The following is a 25,911-nucleotide window of genomic DNA, read 5'->3' on the forward strand; positions in this document are numbered from 1 at the left end:
CCCCCCGTCAGGCCCGTTCGTTTTCCAGCGGCGTGATCGCCAGTTCCTGGACGGCGGGGTCTTCCCGGATCGCCCGCGCCAGGCGCTCGACATCCGGGGCGTCCTGATAAGCGGAAGCCAGCAGCGTATAGGACCGCAGGCCGCTGGCCCGGGCCTGGTTGATGGAGGCAGGCCCCGCGCGCATCCCGCCCGAGGCCAGGATGGCCGCCAGCCCGGCACTGTCATAGGAACTTCCGGCATCCACGACGACCCGGATCCGCAAGACCGGCTGCGGCGGCGCCATCCGGCGCAAGGCCCGCTGGAACACCAGGACGGCCAGGCAGATGACCGTCGCGATGGTCGCAAGCTCCATCAGGCCCGCGCCGAAGACGATGCCCAGCGATGCCGTCAGCCACAACGATGCGGCCGTGGTCAGGCCGTGGACCGAAAAACCCGACCGGAAGATCACCCCCGCCCCCAGAAAGCCGATCCCGGTCAGGATGGCGTGGGGCATCCGCGCCATGTCCGACACGATCTGCGTGCCTTCGGGAAAGACCACCGTCCATTCCCCCATGCGCAGCCCCAAAAGCGTCATCAGCGCCGAGGCGAAGCAGACAAGGATATGCGTCCGCAGGCCCGCAGGCTTGCCCAGGAATTCACGGTCCGCGCCGATCAGGGCACCGGCGACGACGCTGCCCAGAAGCGGCGGGACGGTATCCGCGTCCAGCATCGCGGAAACAAGACTGTCGAATGTCATCATGCCCCCCTGGCTGTCGGACCGTCATGTGACAGGGTGGGACCGCCCGGCGCAACAGGCATCTTCCGACAGCGGCGGCCGTCAGCCGGCCTCGCCTGCCGGATCCGCCCGCAGCCACAGGCAGCCATGGCCGGGCAGGTCCAGGCTGGCGGTCCCGTCCGCGTCCAGGTCAAGGCGCCCCTGGCCCTGGATGCGGATCAGGCGGCCCAGGGGCTTGCCCCCGTTCAGGCGGCATCGGGACCTGCAGGCCCGCTTGCCCAGGTTGTGCAGCAGCAGCGCCGTGCGGTCCCCCCAATCATAGCGCAGGGCGAAGATCGCGGCATCGGGAAAGGGAATGAAGCTCCATTCGCCGAAGGCCACCTCGGGCATCTCGCGGCGGCGGCGGATCAGGCGTTCCAGCCAGTTGAGCAGGGAATCCGGGTCACGTTCCTGATCCGCGACATTGACGGCCTCCGGTCCCCAGCGGGATCCCGAAACCACGGGCCGCAGCATCTTGTCGGGCGGCGCGGTCGAAAAGCCGCCATTCGGCCCGTCGGACCACTGCATCGGGCTGCGGACGCTCAGCCTGCCGGGGATGTCGAGGTTCTCGGCCATGCCGATCTCCTCGCCATAGAACAGGACGGGCGCGCCGGGCAGCGCGAAGACGAGGCTGTAGACTAGGCGGATCCGGTCATCGTTTCCCTTGAGCATGGTGGGAATGCGGCGGCGCAAGCCCCGTCCGAACAGCTGCATGTCCTTGTCGGGACCGAAGGCGCGGAACACCTGCTGGCGCTCGGCCTCAGTCAGCTTGTCCAGCGTCCATTCGTCATGGTTGCGCGCGAAATGCGCCCAGCCGTCGTCGGGGTGAAGCTCGGGCATGGCCCGCAGGGAATGGACCAGCGGTCCCGCATCCTCGCGCACCAGGGCAAGGGCCATCGCCTGGTTCATGTTGAAGTCCAGGCACATGTTCAGCTCGCCCCCGCCGTCGTCGCCGAAGAAGCGGCGGGTCTCCTGATAGGGCAGGTTCACCTCGCCCAGAAGCACCGCCTCGCCGCAACGGCGCTGAACGAAGCTGCGCAGGTCGCGCAGCCAGTCGTGCAGATCCAGGTCCGGGGGCGCCTTCAGGCCCTGGGTGTCCAGCAGATAGGGCACGGCATCGACGCGAAACCCCGACAAGCCAAGCTGCAGCCAGAAGCCCACGATCTTGTGGATCTCCTCGCGGACCAGGGGATTGCCGATGTTCAGGTCCGGCTGATGGGCATAGAAGCGGTGCAGGTAATACTGTCCCGTTTCCTCGTGCCATTCCCAGATGCTGTCTTCCTGGTCGGGAAAGATCACCTCGTCGGGGCCGTCCTCGGGGATCTCGTCGCGCCAGACATACCAGTCGCGATAGGGAGAGTTGCGGTCCGACGCCGCCGACCGGAACCAGGGATGCTGGTCGGACGTGTGGTTGACCACCAGATCCGCGATCACCCGGATGCCCCGGTCCCTGGCCGTGCGCAGGAAGACTGCCAGATCGCCCAGCGTCCCCAAGCGCGGATCGACCCCGTAATAGTCGGTGATGTCGTATCCGTCGTCCTGGTTCGCGGTCGGATAGAAGGGCATCAGCCAGATGCAGGTCACGCCCAGGCGGGCCAGGTGGTCGATGCGGCGCGTCAGTCCGGCGAAATCGCCGATGCCGTCGCCGTTGCTGTCCTGGAAGGTCTCGACGTCAAGGCAGTAGATGACGGCGTTCTTCCACCAAACATCGCCTGTGCGGCTGATATCCATGCAGGCTCCTTTTTCCCGTGATCCGGCTTGCCCCCAGGGGCGGTGTCCTGGGTCGAACGCAACCGCCAAGGCATCGGTTCACCCAGGGGCCGGCAACGTCCCGGCGAACCCCTGCCCCGCCGGCGCGTTGGAAAGCGGCAGGACAAGCAGGACAAGGAGAAGCCTATGGACGGGATCAGCCAGCAGCCGCGCGTCGCGGTCATCACGGGCGCCTCGGCCGGGGTCGGCAGGGCGGTGGCACGGGAATTCGCGGATCATGGCTGGCGCCTGGGGCTTGTGGCACGGGGCCGGGCAGGCCTGGAAGGCGCGCGGGCCGATGCCGAGGAACGGGGCGGCGAAGCCCTGGTCCTGCCCGCCGATGTCGCGGATGCGGGCGCGGTCGATGACGCGGCCCAGGCCGTGATGGACCGCTGGGGCCGGATCGACCTGTGGATCAACGCCGCCATGGCGACCGTGCTGGCGCCGGTGTCCCAGGTCACGCCCGACGAATTCCGCCGCGTTACTGAGGTGACCTATCTGGGCCAGGTCTTCGGCACCCAGGCCGCCCTGCGCCACATGCGCGCCCAGGGCCGTGGCACCATCGTCAGCATCGGTTCGGCCCTGGCCTATCGCGGCATCCCGTTGCAGGCGCCCTATTGCGCGGCCAAGTTCGCCACGCGCGGCTTCATGGATTCCCTGCGGACCGAGCTTCTGCACGAAAACAGCCCCATCCGCCTGACCGAGATCCACCTGCCCGCCGTCAACACGCCCCAGTTCGACTGGGCGCGCAACAAGATGCCCCGCAAGGCTCAGCCGGTGCCGCCGATCCATTCCCCCGAGGCCATCGCCCGCGCCGTTTATCGCGCGTCCCTTGATGCCCCAAGGGAAGTCTGGCTGGCCGGTTCGGCGGTCAAGGCGATCCTGGGCGATGCCGCGGCCCCTGCGCTTGTGGACCGGATCCTGTCCAGCCAAGGCTATTCCGGGCAGCAGACCGACGAAGCGGCCCATCCGCACCCGGACAACCTGTTCGCCCCGATGGACGCCGACCGCGATCACGGCGCTTCGGGCCGGTTCGGGGATAATGCGCGATCCCATGTGACAGCCTATCGTCCCGGCCGGTTGCGCGGGGGCGCCGCCGCGATCGCCTGCGCCGTGGGCTGCGGAATCCTTTGGACAGCGCTAAGCGGCAGGAACCGGTCCTGAAGACCACGCCCCGGCACGGTAGAACGCTTTCAGATCGCAGGCACCCGTACGATCCAGTCGGTGGCCGCCTCGTATTCCCGGCCCAGGTTCAGGATGGCGGCATCCTGGCCGCGATGACCGATCAGTTGCAGGCCCATGGGCGACGGGCCAAAGCCCGCCGGAACCGACAGCGCCGGCAGCCCGGTCAGGGACGCGGGCACCACCACCTCCATCCAGCGGTGATAGCTGTCCATGGCCGTCCCGGCGATCTGGCGCGGCCAGTGCCAGTCGGCGTCAAAGGCGAAAAGCTGCGCCGATGGCAGGGCCAGCACATCGACCTCCATCTCGGCGGTGCGGAGGAACCAGTCTGACCGGATGGTGCTGGCGCGGCGGATATCGGCGGCCGAGAAGGTCAGCCCGCGCTCGATTTCCCACCGCAGTTCGGGCTTGACCATGTCGGGCGCGCTGCGCAGCAGCACCTCAAGATTGCCGGCGATGGTCCAGCTTCGCAGCGTGGTCCAGGCCTGCCACAGCGCCTCGGCCGGGAAGGGCGGCGCAAGGGGCGTCACCTCATGGCCCAGATCGGCGAAGACGCGCAGCGCCGTCTCGCACAGGTCAAGGACGCCCGGCTCCATCGCATAGGCGCCGCCCCAGTCGCCCAGCCAGCCGATCCGCAGCCTGCGGCCCGGCGGCTGCGGGCGGTATGGCCCGCTGGAATGGGGATGGCGCGGGTCGTGTTCGGACTGGATGGACAGCAGCAGTTCCAGGTCGCGGATCGACCGCGCCATGGGACCGTCGGTGGACAATTGCGCCAGGAACAGATCCCCCGGCCCTCCCCCTGCCACAAGGCCATAGCTGGGGCGGAAACCCAGGACGTTGTTCCATCCCGCCGGGTTGCGCAGCGATCCCATCATGTCGGACCCGTCGGCAAGCGCCACCATCCGGGCCGCAAGCGCCGCCCCCGCGCCGCCGCTGGACCCGCCCGCCGAACGCGCGGTGTCATAAGGGTTGCGCGTCACCCCATACACCGGGTTGTAGCTGTGCGATCCCAGGCCGAATTCCGGCGTGTTGGTCTTGCCGATGATCACCGCCCCTGCCCTGCGCAGCCGCGCGACCATCGGGCTGTCCGCCTTCGGTACATGATCGCGGAACGCGGGCGATCCATAGGTGGTCACGATCCCCGCCGTGTCCGCCAGGTCCTTGATCGCCACCGGCAGGCCCTGCAACGGGCCGGGTGGCGCGGTCGCCGCCTCGGCCAGAAGCGTGTCGCGGTCGCGCAGGGCCACGATGGCGTTGATGGCCGGATTGACCCGGTCGATCCGGTCCAGCGTTTCCGCCATCAGTTCGCGGGCGGATATGGCGCCTGAACGCAGGGCTGCCAGTTGATGTGTCGCGTCATGGTCTATCATGCGCCACAGTCATGGCCGAAGCGGCAGCGGGGTCAAGGTGCCATGCGACAGGGGTGCCTTCGGGCTGAAACCTGCCCCCATGGAAACGCGTTCGACCGGCGTGGCGTCCGGCAGAAACCCCCTGTCATGCCGCCATCCCTGCCTTTATCATTCCCCCGACAGCTTGGAGACAAACATGGAATTCATCGCAAGGGCGACTGCGGTGGTGGGCGGCGCGGTCGCGCTTGTCCGCCGGATCGGAGCACCGGGACATCAGGCCATGGGCCCAAGCCCGCAGATCCCGGAAGCCAAGGCGCAGGGGATCATGACCCTGAAGATGCCCGTGGCGCGGGGCTGGAAGGAAGGGCATGTCCCCACCTGCGCGCCGGGCCTGGCCGTCAATGCCTTTGCCACCGGCCTCGACCATCCCCGCTGGATCGAGGTTCTGCCCAATGGCGACGTGCTTGTGGCGGAATCCAAGGAACAGGCGGGCCCGCCCAGGACGCTGATGGATCATGCCGCGCAGGCCACCATGCGCCGCGCCAAGGCCATCGGCGACAGCGCCAACCGCGTGACGCTGCTGCGCGACGCCAATGGCGACGGGGTGGCCGAGGTGCAAGAGGTGTTTGTCCAGGACCAGAACCAGCCCTTCGGCATGGCGCTGATCGGGGATCGCTTCTATCTGGGCAATACCGACGGCATTGTCGTCTTCGATTATACGCCCGGCGCGACCTCTCTGACGGGTGCGGGACGCAAGCTGGTCAGCTTCAAGCCGCATGGGCATTGGACGCGCAGCCTGATCGCCTCGCCTGACGGGACCAAGGTCTATGCGGGCGTGGGGTCGCTGTCGAATATCGGGGACATGGGCATGGAGGCCGAGGAAGGCCGCGCCGCGATCTGGGAACTGGATGTGGCCAGCGAAAAGGCCCGGATCTTCGCATCCGGCCTGCGCAATGCCGTGGGCATGGCGTGGGAGCCTGCGACCGGCACGCTGTGGACCGTGGTCAACGAACGCGACGGCCTGGGGGATGAAACGCCGCCGGATTACCTGACTTCGGTCCGCGACGGCGGCTTCTATGGCTGGCCTTATTCCTATTGGGGCGGCACCGTGGACGACCGGGTGAAGCAGGATCCGGCGCTTGTGGCCCGCGCCATCACCCCCGATTACGCCCTGGGCGGGCATACGGCATCCCTGGGGCTGTGCTGGATGCCCGCAGGCACGCTGCCGGGCTTTGGAGAGGGCATGGTCATCGGGCAGCACGGATCCTGGAACCGGTCCAAACTCAGCGGCTACAAGCTGATCTTCGTGCCCTTCGCGAATGGCGCGCCCGCCGGCCCGCCCCGCGACATCCTGACCGGCTTCCTGTCCCCGGACGAGAAGCTGGCCTATGGACGCCCGGTCGGCGTTGTGGTCGGCGCGGACGGCAGATCGCTGCTGATGGCGGACGATGTGGGCGACGTGATCTGGCGGGTGACGGGGGCTTGACCCCCTGCCCTTCGCGGGGGCATGAAACAAATCTCGCCACCAGTCGTTCCTTTCCACGAACAGGAGGAACATCATGTCCCAGCGACTTCCACCCGTCCCGCCCGAAAACCGCAGCGACAAGGGTCCCGGCGATCCCGGCGGCCATGTTCAGACCGACGCCGACATCCCCGATCAGCGCCAGCGGAACCTGGACCAGCAGGGCCGGCAGGGCAACATCAAGCAGAACACGACCAACCAGGGTCACCAGCAGGACAGGTAAGACAATGTCCACATCCGACAAAACCGACGCCGCGAACCGCCACCACGGCGGCCCCGGCAGCAGCCATCAGCGCCCCGACCTGCCGGACCCGACGGAGGGCCGCGGCCCGAAGCCCGGTGAGCCGACCAACGGCCCGGATTCGGACGTCTCGGGCGGTGGCGGCGTGCGCGACAGCCACCACACCGACGACCCCAAGACAAAGGGCGGCCGCTAGGCGGCAGCCCCGCCGGGCGGCCCAGGACGCCGCCCGGCCCTTACATCGCGGCCTGAAACAGCGCGCGGGTGTTCTGGGCGGTCATGGCGACCGGATTGCCGCCGCAGGACGGATCCTCCAGCGCCATTTCTGTCAATTTGTCCAGGCGGTCAGCCTCGACCCCCATCGCGGCCAGACCCTTGGGGATGCCCAGTTCCGAACACAGTTCCACGATGCGGCTGCGGAAGCCGTCGAAGCCCCCGGGGATGCCCAGATAGGCGGCGGCGGCGGTGATGCGGTCCTCGATGGCGGGACGGTTGAAGTCCAGCACGGCGGGCATCACCACCGCATTGGTGGTGCCGTGATGGGTGCCATAGACGGCGCCCACCGGGTGGGACAGCGAATGGATCGCGCCCAGGCCCTTTTGAAAGGCCACAGCCCCCATCATCGCCGCGCTCATCATATGGGCGCGGGCCGTCAGGTTGTCCGGATGGCGATAGGCGACGGGCAGGTTCTCGAAGACCAGGCGCATTCCTTCCAATGCGATGCCCTGGCTCATCGGGTGGTAATGGGGCGACGAATAGGCTTCCAGGCAATGCGCCAGTGCGTCCATGCCGGTGCCCGCAGTGATGAAGGCAGGCATCCCGACCGTCAGTTCGGGATCGCAGATGGTCACCGTGGGCATCAGCCGGGGGTGGAAGATGATCTTCTTGCGATGCGTTTCGGAATTGGTCAGCACGCCCGCCCGCCCGACCTCGCTGCCGGTGCCTGCCGTGGTGGGCACGGCGACGACGGGGGCGATGGCGTCGGCATCGGCGCGGGTGTACCAGTCGTCCACATCCTCCAGATCCCAGACGGACAGGCCGGGGCGCTGCCCGGCCATCAGCGCGATCATCTTGCCCAGATCCAGGGCCGAGCCGCCGCCGAAGCAGATCACCCCGTCATGCCCGCCCGCCTTGAAGGCCGCAATCCCGGCCTGCATGTTCGCCTCGGTCGGGTTGGGGTCCACGTCGGAAAAGACGGCGCGGCCCAGCCCCGCGCGGTCCAGGACATCCAAGGCGCCCGCGGTGATGGGCAGGGCGGCAAGCGCCCTGTCGGTGACCAGCAGCGGGCGGGAAAGGCTCGCCGCCTTGGCATGGTCGGCCAGTTCCGAAATCCGGCCCGCGCCGAACTTGATGGCGGTCGGATAGGACCAGTTGCGGTTGGGGACATCAAGGCTCATGTCACGCCCTTTTCAGGTGATAGGATTTCGGGCGGGTCACGGAATGGTAACCCAGATAGGACAGGCTGCCGCCGCGCCCGGTATCCTTGCAGCCGGTCCAGCAGAGCGCCGGGTCCAGGTAATCGGCGCGGTTCATGAAGACGGTGCCGGTCTGGATCCGCGCGCCGATGCCGGCTGCGGCATCGTCGTCGCGCGTCCAGATGCTGGCGGTCAGGCCGTAAGGGCTGTCGTTCATCAGGCGCACCGCCTCGTCGTCGCCCGACACGCGCATGATGCCCACGACGGGGCCAAAGCTTTCCTCGACCATGACGCGCATGGAATGATCCACGTCCACCAGAATCTGCGGGGCCAGATAGGCGCCGCCGTCGTCCTGCGGAAAACCGGCAGGGTCGATCAGGGCGCGGGCCCCCTGCCCCACGGCCTCGGTGATCTGGTCGCGCACGGTCTGCGCGAAGCGGACATGCGCCATCGGCCCAAGCGTCGTGGCCGGGTCCAGCGGATCGCCCAGCTTCAGCGCATTCGTCCAGGCCACCGCCTTTTCGACGAAGGCGTCATACAGGCTCTCATGGACATAGATCCGCTCGATCCCGCAGCAGCACTGGCCGGAATTGAACATCGCACCGTCCATCAGCCCCTCGACCGCCGCATCCAGGTCGGCGTCAGTGCGGACATAGCCTGGATCCTTGCCGCCCAGTTCCAGGCCCAGGGCCACGAAGGTACCAGCCGCCGCGCGTTCGATGGCGCGGCCCCCGGCGACCGATCCGGTGAAGTTCACGAAATCGAAGGCCCGCGCGGCGATCAGGCCTTCCGTGGTCCCGTGATCCAGCACGACATTCTGGAACACCTCCCTTGGCACGCCGCCCGCGTGAAAGGCCTGGGCCAGACGCTCGCCCGCCAGAAGGGTCTGGCTTGCGTGCTTCAGGACCACCGCATTGCCCGCGATCAGCGCGGGAACAATGGTGTTGATCGCCGTCAGATAGGGATAGTTCCAGGGCGCGATCACGAAGACCAGGCCCAGCGGCTCGCGCGCGATCTGGCGGTGGAACCCGGCGCTGTCCTCGATCACCCTGGGCGCCAACGTCTCGGCGGCGATCTGGGCCATATAGTCGGTGCGCGCGTTCACGCCGCCCATCTCGCCCGCGCCGAAGCGGATGGGTCGGCCCATCTGCCGGGCCAGTTCCGTGGCGATGTCGTCCTTCATCGCGGTCAGCGCGGCGACGCCCGCCTTGACCAGGGCGATGCGGTCATCCAGCGGGCGGGCGGCCCAATCCGCCTGCGCGGCACGGGCGCGGGCCACAGCGGCCTGGGCGGCGTCACGGTCCAGCGGCGTGCGCCGGACCAGCACCGATCCGTCGATGGGGGAAATCAGGTTGATGTCTTTCATGGTCGGTCCTGTCAGGCGCGTTCCAGCAATCGGCGCAGGTCGTGGTCGGTGACGACGCGGTCGGTCTCGGCGATCTCCCACTCGGCGGCGTGGTGATAGTGATCGACCACATCATCGCCAAAGGCCCTGCGGTAAAGATCCGAGGTTTTCAGGCGTTCCGCGGCCTCGCGCAGGGTCTTGGGGACTTCCCGCACGGACTGCGCCCGATACAGGTCGCCACGGATTTCCGGCTCCAGCTCCAGCTTCCGCTCGATTCCCTCAAGGCCCGCGGCCAGCAGCGCGGCGCAGGCCAGATAGGGATTGGCATCCGCGCCGGGGATGCGGCATTCGACGCGGACGCCCTTGGTTCCCTCGCCGCAGACGCGAAAGCCCGCCGTGCGGTTGTCGCAGGACCAGACGGCCTTGGTGGGGGCGAACAGCCCTGTGCAGAACCGCTTGTAGCTGTTCACATAGGGCGCCAGGAACACCATCATCTGGTCGGCCCCGGCAAGCTGGCCCGCCAGGAAATGCTTCATCGTGGCAGACATGCCGTGATCGCCTTCCGGGTCGTGGAAGGCGGACTGGCCGCCTTGGAACAGCGACTGGTGCACATGGGCCGCCGATCCCGCCTTGGCGGTGTCGTATTTCGCCATGAAGGTGACGGACTTGCCGCGCGACCAGGCGATTTCCTTGACGCCCTGCTTGATGATCGTGTGGTTGTCGGCCGTGTCGAGCGCGTCGGAATAGCGATAGTTCACCTCGATCTGGCCCGCGTCGGCCTCGCCCTTGGTGCATTCGATGGGGATGCCCGCGCCGTAAAGCTGGTTGCGGACCGCGCGCATCACGTCTTCCTCTCGCGTGGTCTGGAAGATGTGGTAATCCTCGTTATAGCCGGAAGACGGCACCAGCCCGGCGATGCCGCCGCGCAGGCTTTCATAGCTGTTGTCGAACAGGTAGAATTCCAGTTCCGTCGCCATCATCGCGTCGAAGCCCATGTCGCGGGCACGGGCGATCTGGCGCTTCAGAATGGCGCGGGGCGATACTGCGACCTCGTCATGCGTGTGATGGTCTAGCAGGTCGCAGATGACCATGGCGGTGCCCGGCAGCCAGGGCAGGCGGCGCAGCGTGGACAGGTCCGGGCGCATGACGTAATCGCCATAGCCCTGTTCCCATCCCGCACTGCGATAGCCGGGAACGGTGTTCATCTCCATGTCCAGGGCCAGCAGATAGTTGCAGCAATGGGTTTCCTCGTGGCCGCCGTCCAGGAAGAAGCCGGCATGGAAACGCTTGCCCATCAGCCGGCCCTGCATGTCGGGAAAGACCACCAGGACGGTGTCGATCTCTCCGGCGTCAAAGGCCGTCTTCAGGCTGTCGAGTGTCAGGTTTGCAGGCATGATCGTCCATTCCCAGGATCGTGCCGCCGGGCTGTCGCGCCCGGCGGCAGGCTGCATCAGCTATAGCGATAAGGTCGTCCCGCCTTGGCCATGACGTCGTTGTATTTTTTGAAGATTTCCACCACGCGGGCCTTAACCTCGGACTCGGCGGCGATCTCGTCCCAGAAGACACGGGCGCGTTCCTCGACCGTGGCCCATTCCGCGTCGGGGATCGAGGTCAGTTGCAGCTTGGGCCCGTTCACGCGCAGATCCGCCTCTCCGCCCCAGTACCACCACTGGCGGTAATAATGTGACTGCTCGAAACAGACCTCCATCAGCATCTTCAGCTTGTCGGGCACCTCGGCCCAGCGGTCGGCATTGGCGAAGAAATGCCCGATCCAGGCGCCCGAGATGTTGTTGGTCAGGAAATACTGCGTCACGTCCGCCCAGCCGACGGTGTAATCCTCGGTAATGCCGGACCAGGCGATGCCGTCCAGCTCCCCGGTCTGCAGGGCGACCTGGATATCCTCCCAGGGCAGTTGCATGGGCACGACGCCGAATTGCGACAGGAATCGGCCCGCGGTGGGGAAGGTGAAGACCCGCTTGCCTTCCAGGTCGGCCAGGCTGTTGATCGGATCCTTGGTCGCGAAGTGGCACGGATCCCAGGCCCCGGCCGAGATGTGCCTGACGCCCACGGCGGCATATTCCTGTTCCCAGATCTCCTTCAGCCCGTATTGGTTGAACAGCACCGGCACATCTAGGCTGTAGCGGCTGGCAAAGGGGAAATAGCCCCCGAAAACCGTCACCTCGGTGGGCGACTGCATGGAATCGTCGTCCGACTGCACCGCGTCGATGGTGCCGTTCTGCATGGCGCGGAACAGTTCCGACGTGGGGACAAGCTGGTCGGCATAGTAAAGCTCGATCTGCATCTCGCCCTCGGCGATGGCATTGAAGCGGTCGATGGCGGGCTTGACCACATGCTCGCCCAAGGCGGCGCCGGCATAGGTCTGCATCCTCCAGCGGATCGGCGCGCCCTGGGCATGGACGGCGGGCGCGGCCAGGGTGGCGGTCCCCGCGGCCAGGGGGGCGGTCATCAGAAACTTGCGTCTTGTCGTCATCCGAACCTCCGATGTGTTGGGGAAAGGGGCGGTTTGGCCCGCCCGTGTTGTCATTGTCCGTAAACCTGCTGGGGCAGCCACAATGCGATCTGCGGGAAGGCCATGATGATCGCCAGCGTCAGGATCATGATGCCGACGATGGGCACGATCGACCGATAGATGTCGCCCAGGGTGACATGGTCCGGCGCAAGCGCCCGCATCAGGAACAGGTTATAGCCGAAGGGCGGCGTGATATAGGCGATCTGGCAGGTGATCGTATAAAGGACGCCATACCAGATCAGGTCGAATTCCAGCGCGCGCACCAGCGGGATATACAAGGGCGCGACGATCACCAGCATGGCCGTGTCGTCCAGGAACATCCCCATGATCAGGAAGGACACCTGCATCAGGATGATGACCTGCCACCGGGTCAGGCCCAGTTCCTCAAGGAAGAAGGATTCGATGGCGCGCACCGCGCCAAGCCCGTCGAAGACCGCGCCAAAGGCAAGCGCGGCCAGCAGGATCCACATGAACATGCAGGTCACGTTCAGCGTGCCGCGCAGGCAGGTTTCCCAGATGGTCCGCGTCCAGCGGCCCTTGATCACCGCCACCGCCGAGGCGATGACCGCGCCCACGACCGAGGATTCGACCAGGCTGACATAGCCCGCGACGAAGGGCCCCATCATCGCGCCGAAGATGACCAGCGGGGTGATGCCCGCCCGCAGCAGGCGCAGCCTTTCGCCCCAGGTGATCTGGGCCAGTTCGTCGGACGACAGGCGCGGGGCAAGGCGCGGGTTCAGGCCGCAGCGGATCAGCACATAGACGATGAACAGCCCCGCCATCAACAGGCCGGGAAAGACGCCAGCCAGCCACAGATGCCCGACCGGCTGGCGCGCGATCATCGCGTAAAGCACCAGCACGATCGACGGCGGCACCAGGATGCCCAGGGACGATCCGCCCTGGATGATGCCGGTGACCATCACCTTGTCGTAACCGCGCCGCAGCATTTCCGGCAGGGCAATGGTCGCGCCGATGGCAAGGCCCGCGACCGACAGCCCGTTCATGGCTGACACCAGCACCATCAGCAGGATGGTTCCCACGGCAAGTCCGCCCGGCACCGGGCCGAACCAGACATGAAACATCCGGTAAAGGTCGTCGGCCATGCGCGTTTCCGACATGACATAGCCCATCCAGACGAACATCGGCAGGGTCAGCATCGGAAACCAGTTCATCAGCTTGATGGCACTGGTGAAGGCCAGGTCGTGCCCTCCCCTGTCCCCCCACAGCGCGATCGCCGCGATCACCGCGACAAAGCCGATGCCGGCAAAGACCCGCTGCCCGGTCAGCAACAGGGCCAACATGCCAAGAAACATCGAGATGGCGATCAGCTCGTATGACATCAGCCATGCCCCTCGGGGATGGGGGTGCCGCGCAGGATGGCGATGTCGCGGATCAGAAAGGCCAGCGATTGCAGCAGCATCAGCAAGGTGCCCAGGCAGATCACGATCTTGATCGGCGCCATATAGGGCCGCCAGACAGTGCGCGACCGTTCGCCGATCTCAAGCGCATAGATGGTGCTTTCGATCCCGCCCCACAGGATCACCCCCAGGAACACGATCAAGGCAAAGACCGTCACGCAATCCACCGCCGCGCGCGTCCGGGCGGACCAGCGGGAATAGAGCAGGTCCATGCGCACATGCGCGCCCATCATCAGAGAATAGGCCCCGCCAAGGACGACATAGGCGATCATCGTGAACTGCGCCATTTCCTGCGTCCACAAGGCGGGCCGGAAGAAGGCTTTGGCGATGACCGACCAGGCCAGGACGCCCGCCAGCACGAACAGCAGATACAAGGCCATGCGCCCGATGCGGCGGTTGACCCCCTCGACCACGCGCACGAAGCCAAGCGCCAAGGGCGGCATCAGCAGCCCCCTTGCGGCAACAGGTCATCGGGCGCGGAAACGCGCTGAAATGGTGGCAAGGCCACGATTCTTCTCCCTGTTTTTGGTTCAGCGTCCTCCCGGTCCTTGCATTCTGTCAAGAATTTTTCTTTTCGTTTGCTTCTGATAGGATCATTCCAGAACGAGGAGGGGCGTCGTGACCATCGAACAGCGGATGCGCGCCAGCCTTGCGTCGCTGACCCGCGCCGAACGGCAGGCGGCGACCCATATCCTGTCGCATTTCCCGATGTCGGCCCTGGGGTCGATCACCATGCTGGCAAGCGCGGCCGAGGTCTCGGCGCCGACCATCGTGCGGCTGGTGCAGAAGCTAGGCTTTAAGGGCTATGCCGAATACCAGGCCGCCCTGCGGGCGGAGGTGGGGCGCCTGCTGGCCGCGCCCCTGGACCTGCCGGAGATGGAGCGCCGCCGCCACCCTATGCAATCCTTCGCCGCACAGGCGATCGCGAACATCCATGCCACCCTGGACCAGATTGCGACGGGGGAATTCGATGCAGCGGCGGCGCTTCTGGCCGATTCTTGCCGCCATGTCGCGGTGATGGGCGGGCGGCTGACCCATGCCCATGCCGATTACATGGCGACCCTGCTGCGCGTGATCCGTCCGGGGGTCACCTATGTCTCGGACCACCTGACCGACTGGCAGCAGGCGCTGCTGGATTTGCGGGCGGGCGACGTGGTGGTGATCTTCGACATCCGCCGTTACGAATCCAACGCCGTGCACATGGCCGAACTGGCGGCGGGCCTGGGCGCGCGGGTCATCCTTGTGACCGATCACTGGCTGTCCCCCGCGGCAGGGCACGCCCACCACACCCTGCCCTGCCGGATCGACATGCCTGCGGCCTGGGATTCGACCGTCGCGATCCTGCTGCTGGTCGAGGCGCTGCTTGGCCGCGTCCAGGGCCATTGCGCCGATCAGGTGCAGGACCGCCTGAACCGGCTCGAGGACGTCTTTGCCAGGACCCGCATCTTCCGCGCGCCCAAGCTGGGGCGATAAGGGGGTCCTAGGCCACTTCGATCCGAACCTCCCGCACGCGACCATCGCAGCGACCGACGGCAATCCGCAGACGGTCGATCAGATGGGTCCGCAGATAGGTGGCATGGAATCGGCTGGGCGCGATCAGGGTCAGGCAGCCGTTTTGCGTCCCACCATCGGAAAGGCCCGCGAACCAGGCGTCGAACAGCGGCCTGTCCTCGGCCGCAAGGCGCAGGCGTGCCGCGCCCCACAACCCTTCTGCGGGCGCGATATCGGGTCGGCGGAAGGGCACCACCGTCCGGTCGGGTTCCCCGCCCTCGCCCGCCTCCGCGCCGCCCATCCGCGAGACGTAATCGGGACCGATGTTGGACCAAGCCGGCCGCGTGTCCAGCAGGATCCGGTCCAGATCCAGGCCCAGCACCGACACCCTGCCCCGCGCGCCCTGACGCTTGACGGTGATCCAGCCCATGGTCCGCAGCCGCGCCATGTCCCGCTTGACGGTCCGTTCGTCGACGCACCACAGCCGCGCGATCTCGCGCTGACCGATGGACAACTCGTTCCCCTGCCAGTTATAGCGGGTCGTAATCAGCGCCATCAGCCGGAGGACCAGCCGCTGTGCCTGCGGATCGCCCGCCAAAGCATGGGCCACCATGGCCGACAGGATGTCGTACTTCTTTGCCGCCGCCTCTCGGCCGACCGCCCGCACCCGATCCATACCCTTGCCCGCCTCTTGCCGCGCCGTCCGTCCGAAACTGCCCCGTCAACGATGTTCCCCTGCTTTCCGGGACGTCTCTCAAACGCTTTTCACCGTCGCATCGCTATTTGCGTCCTGCTTCCCGATTCTGTCAAGAGATTCGGTCTTGATGGTTCATAGGCCGGGCTGCTTTCCCTCGAAAAACGGTATCTTTGGTATAGGGGGCCGCGCTGGATGTCCCCTATTCCGAAGGGAATGTCCCCTTATTTGTTGTGGCTGTACGCGGCACGTCACCCAATCTGTCGTGTCATGACTTGGCGAACTGTCATTGACTGCCAGACATGATTCGTCCTGTCTGCCTTGAAGATGGGCGTCTTCTTGCATCGACTAAACATCCCTTTTGCCAAGGTGGCAAATTCGGCGTAAAAGCGGGGATGACAATGATTTGCGTCCACCGAAACAAGGCCCATGATGTATACACACCAAGACCTCGCCCGTTTGCAGGCCCAGTCTCTGAAGATGCAGGGCTGGATTCGGCGGCAGACCTTCAGCCCGGACAATGAGAAGACCCTTCGTCGCTTCTCCAGTTGGGAGGTGGCCGAGCTGATCTTCCGCATGAACCAGTCCACCTTCCGCGGCAAGCTGGCCGCTGATCCGAACCTTCCCCTCGGGGAAGTCGAGGAGGACGGCCGCCAGCGGTGGTTCTCTCTGGACGAGATCAACGAACTGCGTCGGCGTGTACGGGTCAACAAGAAATCCCTGATGCCGCCACGCCCCGCCAACCGGCGCGCCTTCCGTGCAGCCATCGCGAACTTCAAGGGCGGCGCGGGCAAGTCCACGGTCGCGCTGCACTTCGCCCATGCCGCGGCCCTGGATGGCTATCGCGTCCTTGTGGTCGATTTTGATCCGCAGGCCACGCTGTCCCATTCCATGGGCCTGAACGACGTGGGCGAGGATCACACCGTCTGGGGCATCATGGCCCGCGATCTGGAACGCGAGACCGACCGCATGAACGCCGCCGCAGCCGGTGCGGAATCGGGAACGGCCCTGCCCCAGCGAAAGCTGCCGGCCTCGATCCGCGACATGGGTCTCGGGTCGTTGCGGCCCGGTGATTTCATCAAGCAGACCGCCTGGCCCACCATCGACATCGTTCCAAGCTGCGCCAATGCGGCGTTCGTGGAATTTGCCAGTGCCCAATATCGGCACCTGAACCCGGAATGGACCTTCTTCGGCGCGGTGTCGCGGTTCCTGGATGCCTTGCCGGACGACGCCTATGACCTGATCTTGTTCGACTGCCCGCCTGCCATCGGCTATCAGTCGATGAATGCCGTCTTTGCGGCGGACATGCTCTATATTCCCTCGGGTCCCGGCTACTGGGAATACGATTCCACCACCAGCTTCATCGGCCAGTTGGCCGAGGCGCTTGAGGATCTGTCCCATGGCTTCGAAAACTTCCCCACGGGGAAGATCGCCTTGCCCAAGGCATTCGCGGACATTCGTTTCCTGATGACTCGGTTCGAACCGGCCAATGAACTGCATCAGGCTATGCTGGGCGCTTTTCGCCAGGTCTTCGGCGAACGCATGGCGCAACATCCGATCGAATTGACCCGCGCGGTGGAGCAATCAGGGCGTTTTTTGAGCTCGGTCTATGAAATCGACTATCGCGAGATGACGCGGGGAACCTGGCGGCGGGCCCGAGCCACATTCGACCAGGCATATGAGGAATTTCGGTCGCATGTCTTGGCGGCCTGGGCCAAGCTGGAGGATAAGGCATGAGCCGCAAGCGTCGCATGTTCGATATCGAGGTTCCTGTCGAGGAGCCCGAAACCTTCCCGGCGGGGAAGGAGGATGACAAGCCGCAGCGTCGCGGACCCATGGCCACGGCCATCGCCGAAACCGTCGAATCCACGAGGGATCGCGCCCGCCTGGAAGCAGAAATCCGCGCCGAAAACGATGCCTTGGCACAGGAACATGTCAGGTTGAAGCGGGCAGGGCTGATCGTTGATCTGATCCCGCTGGATGCGATCGACACGCACAAGCTGATCCGCGACCGGGCGCCCGCGGCCGACTTCGAACTGGCAGAACTGGTGCAATCCATCCGAGACATCGGTCTGTCCAATCCGATCCGGGTTGAGCCGGGCAGGGAAGGGCGCTTTGAGCTGATCCAGGGATGGCGCCGCCTGTCGGCCTATCGCCAGCTGCTGAAGGACACCGGCGATGCGGAAACCTGGGGCCGCATTCCTGCCGGCATCGCGGCGCGAGGCGATGCCCTTGAACAACTTTACCGCCGCATGGTCGATGAGAACATGGTCCGCAAGGATATTTCGTTTGCGGAAATGGCGCAGCTTGCCTTGCATTACGCGATGGACCCGCATACGGCCGAACATGATCCCGATCGCGCCGTCGCAATCCTGTTCAAGTCGGCGGGATATCAGAAGCGCAGCTATATCCGAAACTTCATCCCCTTGGTCCAGGCTTTGGGAGAGGTGCTGCTCTATCCTCAGGAGATCCCGCGTGCATTGGGTCTGGCCCTAGCGCAGCGCCTGGCCGAGATACCGGGTCTTGCCGCCGCCATCGCCGCCGAGTTGAAGGACTGGGACACCCGTTCGGTGAAGGATGAACTGGACGTCCTGCGCCGTTTCGCGGGGCAGGGGCCCGACGCATCCGAAGACGCGCCGCCTGTCAAGGCGTCCGGTCCGGCGACGCCCGCCGGCCGCGCTAAGACCACTTTCCAGATCCCGAGGCCGCAGGGCAACGCGAAATGCATCGCTGCCAACGGCTGTCTGGAAATCCGCTTGCCGCGTGATTTTTCAGCCATCGACCGGCGCAGATTGGAGGCGGCGGTTGTGGCGCTGTTGGATCAGATCGGCTAGGGCAGGTGCCATCTTCGAGGCTTGCGCTGATCGTCATCACTCAACGCCCGTCTCAATTTATCCGCGTCAACCGGCTATAATGCGGATCAGTGTGTTCACGTTGAACAGCACCGGTGACGACGGCGTATGCGTTGAGCAAGGCAGGGCAGGGGGCCTAGTTTGCATGTCAAGCCTCGTACTAGCAAGGTCCCGATGGGACCTTCGCAGGTGCGGTGGCAGCATTCCTCCGGTCAGGTCCAACGCGCTGCAGTGCGGCGTGACGACAGCAAGAGGTTCGTTTCCGATGTGACGACGCCATCCTGGTTGCGGATCTGGCGCAGCACCTCGTCCAGTTCCGCAAGGGAAGCGGCCGAGATTTCGACGATCAGGTCCCACTTGCCGTTGGTCGAATGCACGGCCGAGACCTGTGCCATGCCCGACAGGCGTGCCATGATGCGGTCGCCGCCCCGCCCCTCGATCCCGATCAGCACCAGACCGCGCACGGGGGCGTCCGACACGTCGCCGCGCGTAATGGCGGTATAGCCGAGGATTTCGCCACGCGCCTGCAGACGGGCCATCCGCATCCGCACCGTGGCGCGGCTGACCCCTAGGCGATCCGCAAGATGCTGGACTGAAGCCCGGCCGTCCCGACGCAGGGCCGCGATCAACCGCTGATCAAGATCGTCCACTTTGGAAAGTCCCTCTGCCCGATTTGACCAGTTTTGATGCCGAACCAACAGATTGTCCAGTTGTGGCTGGACCGTTTCGTCCAGCATCCTGCCAAAAACGGCCGCCCGACCTGTTCATGTGTAAAAGGAGACCCGCATGAACCCGCCTTCCCGCCAGGCTCTTGTTCCTTTTGTCAGCGTTGACAACATGATGCGGCTTGTCCTTCATGTAGGGGTAGAACGCCTGATGGTCGAACTGGCCGATGCCATCGAGGCCGACTTCCGCCGCTGGCCGGAATTCGACAAGACCCCTCGCATCGCCAGCCATTCCGATATCGGCGTGATCGAGTTGATGCCCACTTCGGATGGTCAGCAATACGGCTTCAAATACGTGAACGGCCATCCGGGCAACATGCGCCGGGGCCTGCAGACCGTCACGGCCTTCGGCGTTCTGGCCGATGTTGCCACCGGCTATCCGGTGATGATGTCCGAAATGACGATCCTGACCGCGCTGCGAACCGCGGCGACAAGCGCGATGGCCGCGAAATGGCTTGCCCCGCGCGACGCCCGCGTCATGGCGATGATCGGCAATGGCGCACAGGCCGAATTCCAGGCCCTGGCGATGAAGGCCGTCTGCGGCATCGAGGAGGTGCGGCTTTACGACATCGACCCTGCCGCGACGCGCAAATGCGCGGCGAACCTGGCGGGCAGGGGGCTGAGGGTGGTGTCCTGCAACAGCGCCGAGGACGCGATCCTTGGGGCGCGGATCATCACGACCTGCACCGCCGACAAGCAATACGCGACGATCCTGACCGACAACATGGTCGGCGGCGGGGTGCATATCAACGCGGTCGGGAGCGACTGTCCCGGCAAGACCGAACTGGCCCCGGCCATCCTGCATCGCGCCGAGATCTTCGTCGAATACCCGCCCCAGACCCGGATCGAGGGCGAAATCCAGCAACTCGGCCCCGATCATCCCGTGACCGAATTGTGGCAGGTCATTGCGGGCGAGGCGCCCGGCCGGACCGACGCGGCGCAGGTGACGCTGTTCGACAGCGTGGGCTTCGCGATCGAGGATTTCAGCGCCCTGCGCCATATCCACCGCCGCCTGCGCGGGACGGGGTTCTTCCAGGACCTGGACATGATCGCCGATCCCGACGATCCCCGCGATCTGTTCGGCATGATCTGCCGGGCCGAGGGCGCGCAGGCCGCCTGATGCCGGCGCCGCCCCTGGTCGGGGCGGCCCTTCCGGTCACGCAGCCTGCGCGGCCAGAAACCCCCGCAGGCGTTCGGTCCGGGGGTTGCGCAACACCTCGCGCGGGCAACCCTGTTCGGCGATGACGCCCTGGTCCAGGAAGACCACCCGGTGGGCGACATCGCGGGCGAAGTTCATCTCATGCGTGACGACGATCATGGTGCGGCCTTCCTCGGCCAGGCTGCGCATGACGAGCACCTCGCCCACCAGCTCGGGGTCAAGCGCACTGGCCGGTTCGTCGAACAGCATCAGATCCGGCTCCATCGCGAGGGCGCGGGCGATGGCGACGCGCTGCTGCTCTCCGCCGGACAGGAAGCCGGGATAGGCGTCCTTCCGGTGCGCCACGCCCACGCGGGACAGATAATGGTCGGCCCGCTCGCCTGCCTCGGCACGGCTCAGGCTGTGCTTAGGCGATCATGCCTGCACCATAAAGAGCAAGGCCGAGCCCCGCCGCCCCCACCAGCACCGTCGCCATTCCCAGCTTCAGCCGGAACACGGCGATCTGGGCAAGCACGGACAGCAGCGCCGCCAGCCAATCGATGCTGCCCGGAACCGGCAGTTCCAGGGACAGGGCCCCTGCCTCGATCCGCTGCACCTCGCGCCAGATGACATGGACCGCGAACCAGATCGCCAGGTTCAGGATCACGCCCACGACCGAGGCGGTGACGGCGGTAAGGGCGGCGGAAAGCGCCCGGTTGGACCGCAACCGCTCCATGTAGGGGGCGCCCAGGAAGATGAAGGCAAAGCATGGGGCGAAGGTGACCCAGGTGGTCAGCAATCCCCCCAGCGTCCCCGCCAGAAGCGCATTGTCCCAGCCTGCGCCACGGAACGCCCCAAGGAAGCCCACGAACTGCAACACCATGATCAGGGGTCCGGGCGTCGTCTCGGCCATACCGAGGCCGTCCAGCATCTCTCCGGGGCGGAGCCAGCCATAAGTTCCCACCGCCTCCTGCGCGACATAGGCCAGGACCGCATAGGCGCCCCCGAAGGTCACGACCGCCATCTTCGAAAAGAAAACGGCGATCTCGGCAAAGACATTCCCGTTCCCCAATGCCAGGACCAGCAGGGCCACGGGCACCAGCCACAGGATCAGCGCCGCACCGCCCGCCCGGATCGCGCTGCGCCGCGCCGCGGGGGGCATCTCGGCCATTTCCTCGCCCAGAAGCGTATCGGCATCATCGACATGGGTGCCGCCGACGGCTCCGTGCCCTCCGCCCGGGGCGAAGGCGCGCAGGCCGCCGCGCGCGCCAAGATAGCCGATCAAGGCGGCCGTCAGCACGATCAGCGGAAAGGGTGCATCAAAGGCGAAGATCGCCACGAAGGACAGCACCGCCAGCAGGCGCATGGCGTTGTTCTTCAAGGCCCGCCGGCCGATGCGGACCACGGCTTGCAGCACGATGGCGAGGATGGCGGCCTTGAGGCCGAAGAACAGCGCCTCGACCGGGCCGACATCCCCGTAAAGGACATAAAGCCAGCTGAGGGCCATGATCGCCACCACGCCGGGCAGGACGAACAGCAACCCCGCGATCAGGCCACCACGCGTGCCGTGCAGCAGCCAGCCGACATAGGTGGCAAGCTGCTGCGCCTCGGGTCCGGGCAGAAGCATGCAGAAGTTGAGCGCATGCAGGAAGCGGCCGTCGCCGATCCACCGCTTTTCCTCGACCAGGATCCGGTGCATGACGGCGATCTGGCCAGCCGGGCCGCCAAAGGACAGAAGCGCGATGCGTGCCCAGGTTCGGGTCGCCTCGGCCAGCGAAGGATGGGGGGGATGCAAGGTAGTGCCGGTGGGGTCGTCCCCTTGGCCCTTTTCCGGCGGTGTTCCTGGATGGGTCATGGCGCGGCTCCTGCCTCGGCACTGGGCCAGTTTCGGGTCTCGTTCGTGGCGTCCGGTGCCCGGCGACACAGGGCGCCACCGATCAGAATCCCGCCCTTCGGTCGTTTCAGGTCGTCGGCATGGATGCGCGACAGGCCCAAGGATGCGGCGACAAATCCGGGCGGGTGGTATCGGCACCCTGCACCATGCCGTCCGGCCGGTCCAGATGCCGCAGAAGGACCGAATCCTCTGGCATCGCGTCAAGGCTGCACAGCCTGCGGCATGGCTGAGGAAACACGCCCCCGGCGTTGGATGACCTTCACGGTGACGTTTTGAAGGTTCCGCAACAACGCCCGTTCAGGGCGTCAATCAAGGCGATCCGCGGCAGCAGCGCGGTCCATCATCGCCTTGATGGCGCAAAGTCGATCGTGCCTGTCCAGACAGGCGCCCCGAACGCGGCCTTGTCGCAGCGATCGGATGGCAGAGGCCGAGGCCTGCGACACCGCAACTGTCCATCCGGCAGCGGCCTTGCCGAACCTTTGCGCCGCATCGACTGGACCTTGGTTCGATCCGCAGCGGCTCGCGCGGTGCTTTAATGCAGGGGTGATCAGCGGCCATGGGGCCGGTCAAGGAAGGAAACACGTTCATGCGACTGCAAACATCATTCCTGCGCCATTCGGCAAGATCGCGACTGATGGTGCTGCTGTTGGCCGGGGCGGCGATTGCCGCGCCTGTCACGATCGACTTTGCGCCCGGAAAGGGACCAACGCTGTCCTTTGCCTTTGCCCAGGCTCGGGGCGGCGACGACGGCGGCGGCCATGATGGCGGCGGCGGCCGGGGCGGCGGCGATAACGGAGGGGGCGGCGGCCGAGGCGGCGACGATAGCGGCGGACGCGGAGGCGATGACGGCGCGGGTCACGGGGGTGGTCATGGCGGCGGTCATGGCGGCGGCCACGGACGTGGCGGCGATGACAATGGCGGCCGTGGACGTGGCGGCGATGACCGCGCCGGGGATGACCACGGCGGACGCGGCCGGGGCAGTGATGACGGCCCCGGCGATGACCGCGGCGGGCGTGGACGCGGCGGGGACGACCGCGGGAAGGACGATCGTGGCGGCCGGTCCGCAGGTCGTGGCGGATCGGTCGGCAGCCCCCCGGATGCAACCCCTACGCGCTATGAACGCTCGGACCGCGGGATCGAGGTGACCTATTCCGACGGCTGGCGCGAGGAGGTGGAGAACGGCCGCTACGAACTGAAGGATGCGCAGAACCGTACGGTGGTCGAGCGTCCCGCCACCCGGCAGGACTACAACCGCCTTGGTGCCATCGCCCGCTGAGCAGCGCGCGAACGACGGATCGAGGGGCGATGGCGTTAGCCGTCGCCCCATCTGCGCTGTGCGAGGATCGCGGCTTCGGTCCGGTTGCGCAGGTGCAGCTTTTGCAGGATCTGGGTCATGTGATGCTTGATGGTGCGTTCCTGCAGATCCAGCCGGCGCGCGACTTCCTTGTTCGACAGGCCTGCCGAGACAAGGCGCAGGATCTCCTCCTCGCGCGCGGTCAGGGTTGAAAGCGGATCGGGCGGGGCGTCTTGCGGCTTGTGCATCCGGGTCAGCATCCGCGCCGCCAGGGCGGGGGCCACATGGCTTTCGCCCTCCATCAGGCGTTGGAGGATGGCGACAAGTTCGGTCCCGCCGATCCCCTTGAGAAGATAGCCCCGGGCCCCGCCTTCAAGGGCGGCAAAGACGGCCTCGCTGTCTTCCGAAACGGTCAGCATGACGGCCACCGGCGCGGGTTCAAGCCGCGCGATCCGTTCCAGGGCCCACAATCCGCCCTGCGGCATCGACAGGTCCAGAAGAACCAGGTCCGGTGCCAGGCGCGACGCCTGCTCGACCGCTTCGGCGCCGGAGGCGGCCGTGCCCGCCACCTCGAACAAGGTGCTTTCCGCCAGGGTCCGTGCAACGCCTTCGCGAAACAGCGGGTGGTCGTCGGCGACCAGAACGCGGTGCCTTGTCATGTCTCCACCTCCATCCACAGTTCGGTCCTTCCATTCTTGCGCTCAAGGCCGAAATGTCCGCCCAAGGCCTCGACCCGGTCTCGAAGTCCGCTGAGCCCCAGGCCCGGGACACTGTCGGGCGCCGGTCCCGGACCTCGGTCCTGCACGACCAGCCGCAGGTTCGACCCGCTTCGGGACAGAACCACCCCCAGTTCCGCACCGGGGGCATGGCGGGCGGCGTTGTTCAGGCCTTCCTGGGTGAAGCGGAACAGGCAGACCTGCAATGCCGGGGTCATGGTCACCGTGCCGTGCAGATCGACCGTCAGGTCCACGGCCTGACCATGGCGGGCCTGGTGCGCCGCGACCGCCAATTCGACGATCTGCCGGGCCGACATGTCGGCGATGTCGGGCAGCACCAGCCCGCGCGAGATGGACCGGATTTCCGACATGGCTTGCGCCAGGGCATCGCGCAACTCGTCCAGTTCCGGCGCCGCTGGCCCGATCGCACGGCCAAGGGCATCCACCCGCAGGCTGGCATAGGCCAGATACTGGGCGGGGCCGTCATGAAGATCCGCCCCGATCCGGCGCAAGCCCTGTTCGGCCGTGATCGCCGCGCGGGCCGCGGCTTCCTGCACGCGCCGGCGCAATGCCCCGTTATGCGAGGAAAGCCTGTGCAGGTTTGCCAACTGACGGTCGAGATCGCGGCGCTGCGCCTCGATGGTCCGGCTGCCTCCATAGACGATGGCATAAAGCAGCAAGCCAAGCGCCAGCCCCGCCCCCCCGACCCAAAGCAGCGCCTTGTTGCGCGCGGCGACAAGGTCGGCCTTCAACGCGGGATCGGCGACATAGACCTCGGCCACGGCGATGATCTCGCCGGTCCAGTCGGCGCGGATTGGGCTGTAGATCTCCAGAAGCGGCAGCCCGAGCGCGTGTTCCGCTTCGTCCTCCTCCTCGGCATCGTCCTCGAATGTCGCGGCGACCTGTCCGGCCCAGGCCTGCCGCAATTCGTCCGACGGCGGGAAGGTCTTTCCGATCAGGTCCGCATCCGAGGCTTCGATGACCAGTCCTCCGGGGCGCCAGATCTTGTAGGACAGGATGCGGTCGCCCATCGAGGTCGCGGGCAGCACCTCCTGCAACGCGCGCCGGATGGCCGGAGAGGGAGCCTCGTCGCCGATATAGCCTTCGACCAGCGGATGCAGGAAGCTTTCCATGTAGAAGGCTGCGGCGGTCGCCGTGTTGCGGACGACGACGCGCTGGATCTGCTGGACGATCAGGCCCCCCGCCAGAAGCGAGAAGACCAGCAGGACCACCCCGCCCGCCAATCCGAAGCGGGTGGCGAGCGATGCCCTGTTCCAAGCCGTGCAAACCAGTTCCCGTCCTCGCATGATCCATCATTCCCCGGATGCATGGTCGGGGAAACTGGACTGAAGTCCAGTCGGATCAGGGTGCAGACGGCGATCCACGGCCCTGCAGACTGCTTGCAGCGCGTTTCGGCGGCATTGCAGCGACCCCCTGGGCCAGAACCTATGGAAACTCGCGGTCCTGACGTGACCCAGGGCCGATCCCATGCCCACCCGGGAAGGTCGCCGCCGTGCCCTAGATCAACGGCCCTGCCGCCTGGACGGGGGCGGGCCGTGCAGCCGGATTTAGCACTGCCAGTTCGGTCCTGTTGCGCACCTC

At 66.2% G+C, this 25,911-nt stretch carries 24 protein-coding genes and 1 pseudogene; 10 read left to right on the forward strand and 15 right to left on the reverse strand.

Translation table 11 applies throughout. The features are described from left to right. Nucleotides 1–7 precede the first annotated feature (7 nt). Together CK944_RS15890 and CK944_RS15895 are read right to left on the reverse strand one after the other, a co-directional pair. The gene (locus CK944_RS15890; protein ID WP_103174054.1) at nucleotides 8–739 is read right to left on the reverse strand and encodes an MgtC/SapB family protein; all 732 of its coding nucleotides are present in this window, start codon (nucleotides 737–739) and stop codon (nucleotides 8–10) included. A gap of 78 nt (nucleotides 740–817) precedes the next feature. Further along, nucleotides 818–2,485 (reverse strand): alpha-amylase family protein, encoded by a 1,668-nt coding sequence (locus CK944_RS15895; protein WP_103174055.1) that lies wholly within the window; start codon nucleotides 2,483–2,485, stop codon nucleotides 818–820. Between the two features lie 165 nt (nucleotides 2,486–2,650). Here CK944_RS15895 and CK944_RS15900 point away from each other — a divergent pair, with 165 nt between their 5' ends. Then, nucleotides 2,651–3,667, forward strand: coding sequence for an SDR family oxidoreductase (locus tag CK944_RS15900; protein WP_103174056.1), 1,017 nt, complete (start codon nucleotides 2,651–2,653; stop codon nucleotides 3,665–3,667). 29 nt (nucleotides 3,668–3,696) lie between these two features. Here CK944_RS15900 and CK944_RS15905 read toward each other — a convergent pair whose 3' ends face one another. Then, nucleotides 3,697–5,055, reverse strand: a complete 1,359-nt coding sequence (locus CK944_RS15905; RefSeq protein WP_103174057.1) for an amidase — start codon at nucleotides 5,053–5,055, stop codon at nucleotides 3,697–3,699. A 175-nt stretch (nucleotides 5,056–5,230) separates the two neighbouring features. Between CK944_RS15905 and CK944_RS15910 the strand changes: the two genes are divergently transcribed. The 3 genes from CK944_RS15910 to CK944_RS15920 all read left to right on the forward strand — a co-directional run bounded on the left by CK944_RS15910 (nucleotide 5,231) and on the right by CK944_RS15920 (nucleotide 6,993). Then, complete coding sequence (locus CK944_RS15910) at nucleotides 5,231–6,520, forward strand: sorbosone dehydrogenase family protein (protein ID WP_103174076.1); 1,290 nt, start codon at nucleotides 5,231–5,233, stop codon at nucleotides 6,518–6,520. Nucleotides 6,521–6,593: 73 nt separating this feature from the next. Then, nucleotides 6,594–6,779, forward strand: coding sequence for a hypothetical protein (locus tag CK944_RS15915; RefSeq protein WP_103174058.1), 186 nt, complete (start codon nucleotides 6,594–6,596; stop codon nucleotides 6,777–6,779). Between the two features lie 4 nt (nucleotides 6,780–6,783). Then, nucleotides 6,784–6,993 (forward strand): hypothetical protein, encoded by a 210-nt coding sequence (locus CK944_RS15920; protein ID WP_103174059.1) that lies wholly within the window; start codon nucleotides 6,784–6,786, stop codon nucleotides 6,991–6,993. A 40-nt stretch (nucleotides 6,994–7,033) separates the two neighbouring features. On the opposite strand, the gene CK944_RS15925 is transcribed toward CK944_RS15920, so the two are convergent. Genes CK944_RS15925 through CK944_RS15950 form a run of 6 tightly spaced genes read right to left on the reverse strand, consistent with a single transcriptional unit; the run spans nucleotide 7,034 to nucleotide 13,948 of the window. Then, nucleotides 7,034–8,194, reverse strand: a complete 1,161-nt coding sequence (locus tag CK944_RS15925) for an iron-containing alcohol dehydrogenase (protein ID WP_103174060.1) — start codon at nucleotides 8,192–8,194, stop codon at nucleotides 7,034–7,036. 1 nt (nucleotide 8,195) lies between these two features. Then, entirely contained in the window at nucleotides 8,196–9,578 is a 1,383-nt protein-coding gene (locus CK944_RS15930) for an aldehyde dehydrogenase family protein (RefSeq protein WP_103174061.1), read from the reverse strand. An 11-nt stretch (nucleotides 9,579–9,589) separates the two neighbouring features. Next, on the reverse strand, nucleotides 9,590–10,951 hold the full coding sequence (locus CK944_RS15935; protein ID WP_103174077.1) for a glutamine synthetase family protein: 1,362 nt from the start codon (nucleotides 10,949–10,951) through the stop codon (nucleotides 9,590–9,592). A gap of 56 nt (nucleotides 10,952–11,007) precedes the next feature. Further along, complete coding sequence (locus CK944_RS15940; protein WP_103174062.1) at nucleotides 11,008–12,048, reverse strand: TRAP transporter substrate-binding protein; 1,041 nt, start codon at nucleotides 12,046–12,048, stop codon at nucleotides 11,008–11,010. A 50-nt stretch (nucleotides 12,049–12,098) separates the two neighbouring features. Further along, the gene (locus CK944_RS15945; RefSeq protein ID WP_103174063.1) at nucleotides 12,099–13,427 is read right to left on the reverse strand and encodes a TRAP transporter large permease subunit; all 1,329 of its coding nucleotides are present in this window, start codon (nucleotides 13,425–13,427) and stop codon (nucleotides 12,099–12,101) included. Continuing rightward, the gene (locus tag CK944_RS15950) at nucleotides 13,427–13,948 is read right to left on the reverse strand and encodes a TRAP transporter small permease subunit (protein ID WP_103174064.1); all 522 of its coding nucleotides are present in this window, start codon (nucleotides 13,946–13,948) and stop codon (nucleotides 13,427–13,429) included. Before CK944_RS15950 ends, CK944_RS15945 begins: the two co-directional genes overlap by 1 nt. A 175-nt stretch (nucleotides 13,949–14,123) precedes the next feature. On the opposite strand from CK944_RS15950, the gene CK944_RS15955 reads away from it, so the two are divergent. Beyond that, nucleotides 14,124–14,978 (forward strand): MurR/RpiR family transcriptional regulator, encoded by an 855-nt coding sequence (locus CK944_RS15955; RefSeq protein ID WP_229665250.1) that lies wholly within the window; start codon nucleotides 14,124–14,126, stop codon nucleotides 14,976–14,978. Between the two features lie 7 nt (nucleotides 14,979–14,985). On the opposite strand, the gene CK944_RS15960 is transcribed toward CK944_RS15955, so the two are convergent. Continuing rightward, complete coding sequence (locus CK944_RS15960; RefSeq protein ID WP_103174065.1) at nucleotides 14,986–15,672, reverse strand: hypothetical protein; 687 nt, start codon at nucleotides 15,670–15,672, stop codon at nucleotides 14,986–14,988. A 450-nt stretch (nucleotides 15,673–16,122) separates the two neighbouring features. On the opposite strand from CK944_RS15960, the gene CK944_RS15965 reads away from it, so the two are divergent. After that, nucleotides 16,123–17,427, forward strand: a complete 1,305-nt coding sequence (locus tag CK944_RS15965; protein ID WP_103174066.1) for an AAA family ATPase — start codon at nucleotides 16,123–16,125, stop codon at nucleotides 17,425–17,427. Further along, the gene (locus CK944_RS15970; protein WP_103174067.1) at nucleotides 17,424–18,524 is read left to right on the forward strand and encodes a ParB N-terminal domain-containing protein; all 1,101 of its coding nucleotides are present in this window, start codon (nucleotides 17,424–17,426) and stop codon (nucleotides 18,522–18,524) included. The genes CK944_RS15965 and CK944_RS15970 overlap by 4 nt, the downstream gene beginning before the upstream one ends. Nucleotides 18,525–18,754: 230 nt before the next feature. Here CK944_RS15970 and CK944_RS15975 read toward each other — a convergent pair whose 3' ends face one another. Then, a complete protein-coding gene (locus CK944_RS15975) occupies nucleotides 18,755–19,192 on the reverse strand; it encodes an Lrp/AsnC family transcriptional regulator (protein ID WP_103174079.1) in 438 nt (145 codons plus the stop codon). A gap of 136 nt (nucleotides 19,193–19,328) precedes the next feature. On the opposite strand from CK944_RS15975, the gene CK944_RS15980 reads away from it, so the two are divergent. Then, entirely contained in the window at nucleotides 19,329–20,387 is a 1,059-nt protein-coding gene (locus CK944_RS15980) for an ornithine cyclodeaminase (protein ID WP_103174068.1), read from the forward strand. A gap of 36 nt (nucleotides 20,388–20,423) precedes the next feature. Here the strand turns inward: CK944_RS15980 and CK944_RS15985 are convergent. Both CK944_RS15985 and chrA read right to left on the reverse strand, forming a co-directional pair. Beyond that, a pseudogene (locus tag CK944_RS15985) lies at nucleotides 20,424–20,840 on the reverse strand (amino acid ABC transporter ATP-binding protein); the annotation flags it as partial. Further along, entirely contained in the window at nucleotides 20,833–22,260 is a 1,428-nt protein-coding gene (chrA, locus tag CK944_RS15990; RefSeq protein ID WP_103174069.1) for a chromate efflux transporter, read from the reverse strand. The gene chrA and the pseudogene CK944_RS15985, both read right to left, overlap by 8 nt. Nucleotides 22,261–23,021: 761 nt before the next feature. Here chrA and CK944_RS23275 point away from each other — a divergent pair. Further along, nucleotides 23,022–23,444 carry a hypothetical protein gene (locus CK944_RS23275; protein ID WP_158248026.1) on the forward strand — a complete coding sequence of 141 codons (423 nt, stop codon included), beginning with the start codon at nucleotides 23,022–23,024 and terminating at the stop codon, nucleotides 23,442–23,444. Continuing rightward, nucleotides 23,441–23,575: a hypothetical protein gene (locus CK944_RS24210; protein WP_256388155.1), complete on the forward strand. Its 135-nt coding sequence runs from the start codon at nucleotides 23,441–23,443 to the stop codon at nucleotides 23,573–23,575. Before CK944_RS23275 ends, CK944_RS24210 begins: the two co-directional genes overlap by 4 nt. A gap of 35 nt (nucleotides 23,576–23,610) precedes the next feature. On the opposite strand, the gene CK944_RS16000 is transcribed toward CK944_RS24210, so the two are convergent. Together CK944_RS16000 and CK944_RS16005 are read right to left on the reverse strand one after the other, a co-directional pair. Further along, entirely contained in the window at nucleotides 23,611–24,252 is a 642-nt protein-coding gene (locus CK944_RS16000; protein ID WP_103174071.1) for a response regulator transcription factor, read from the reverse strand. Then, entirely contained in the window at nucleotides 24,249–25,616 is a 1,368-nt protein-coding gene (locus CK944_RS16005) for a sensor histidine kinase (RefSeq protein WP_103174072.1), read from the reverse strand. Before CK944_RS16005 ends, CK944_RS16000 begins: the two co-directional genes overlap by 4 nt. Nucleotides 25,617–25,911 lie beyond the last annotated feature (295 nt).

Origin of the sequence: Paracoccus sp. SY, assembly GCF_002901215.1 — a bacterium.
Classification (GTDB): domain Bacteria; phylum Pseudomonadota; class Alphaproteobacteria; order Rhodobacterales; family Rhodobacteraceae; genus Paracoccus; species Paracoccus acridae.

Coding starts and splice junctions, on each gene's coding strand:
- CK944_RS15920 (WP_103174059.1), top strand. CDS start 6,784: ATGTCCACATCCGACAAAACCGACGCCGCGAACCGCCACCACGGCGGC.
- CK944_RS16005 (WP_103174072.1), bottom strand. CDS start 25,616: ATGCGAGGACGGGAACTGGTTTGCACGGCTTGGAACAGGGCATCGCTC.
- CK944_RS16000 (WP_103174071.1), bottom strand. CDS start 24,252: ATGACAAGGCACCGCGTTCTGGTCGCCGACGACCACCCGCTGTTTCGC.
- CK944_RS15890 (WP_103174054.1), bottom strand. CDS start 739: ATGATGACATTCGACAGTCTTGTTTCCGCGATGCTGGACGCGGATACC.
- CK944_RS15895 (WP_103174055.1), bottom strand. CDS start 2,485: ATGGATATCAGCCGCACAGGCGATGTTTGGTGGAAGAACGCCGTCATC.
- CK944_RS15970 (WP_103174067.1), top strand. CDS start 17,424: ATGAGCCGCAAGCGTCGCATGTTCGATATCGAGGTTCCTGTCGAGGAG.
- CK944_RS15935 (WP_103174077.1), bottom strand. CDS start 10,951: ATGCCTGCAAACCTGACACTCGACAGCCTGAAGACGGCCTTTGACGCC.
- CK944_RS15905 (WP_103174057.1), bottom strand. CDS start 5,055: ATGATAGACCATGACGCGACACATCAACTGGCAGCCCTGCGTTCAGGC.
- CK944_RS15940 (WP_103174062.1), bottom strand. CDS start 12,048: ATGACGACAAGACGCAAGTTTCTGATGACCGCCCCCCTGGCCGCGGGG.
- CK944_RS15925 (WP_103174060.1), bottom strand. CDS start 8,194: ATGAGCCTTGATGTCCCCAACCGCAACTGGTCCTATCCGACCGCCATC.
- CK944_RS15960 (WP_103174065.1), bottom strand. CDS start 15,672: ATGGATCGGGTGCGGGCGGTCGGCCGAGAGGCGGCGGCAAAGAAGTAC.
- CK944_RS15965 (WP_103174066.1), top strand. CDS start 16,123: ATGTATACACACCAAGACCTCGCCCGTTTGCAGGCCCAGTCTCTGAAG.
- CK944_RS15900 (WP_103174056.1), top strand. CDS start 2,651: ATGGACGGGATCAGCCAGCAGCCGCGCGTCGCGGTCATCACGGGCGCC.
- CK944_RS15945 (WP_103174063.1), bottom strand. CDS start 13,427: ATGTCATACGAGCTGATCGCCATCTCGATGTTTCTTGGCATGTTGGCC.
- CK944_RS15950 (WP_103174064.1), bottom strand. CDS start 13,948: ATGCCGCCCTTGGCGCTTGGCTTCGTGCGCGTGGTCGAGGGGGTCAAC.
- CK944_RS15915 (WP_103174058.1), top strand. CDS start 6,594: ATGTCCCAGCGACTTCCACCCGTCCCGCCCGAAAACCGCAGCGACAAG.
- CK944_RS15910 (WP_103174076.1), top strand. CDS start 5,231: ATGGAATTCATCGCAAGGGCGACTGCGGTGGTGGGCGGCGCGGTCGCG.
- CK944_RS15930 (WP_103174061.1), bottom strand. CDS start 9,578: ATGAAAGACATCAACCTGATTTCCCCCATCGACGGATCGGTGCTGGTC.
- CK944_RS15980 (WP_103174068.1), top strand. CDS start 19,329: ATGAACCCGCCTTCCCGCCAGGCTCTTGTTCCTTTTGTCAGCGTTGAC.
- chrA (WP_103174069.1), bottom strand. CDS start 22,260: ATGACCCATCCAGGAACACCGCCGGAAAAGGGCCAAGGGGACGACCCC.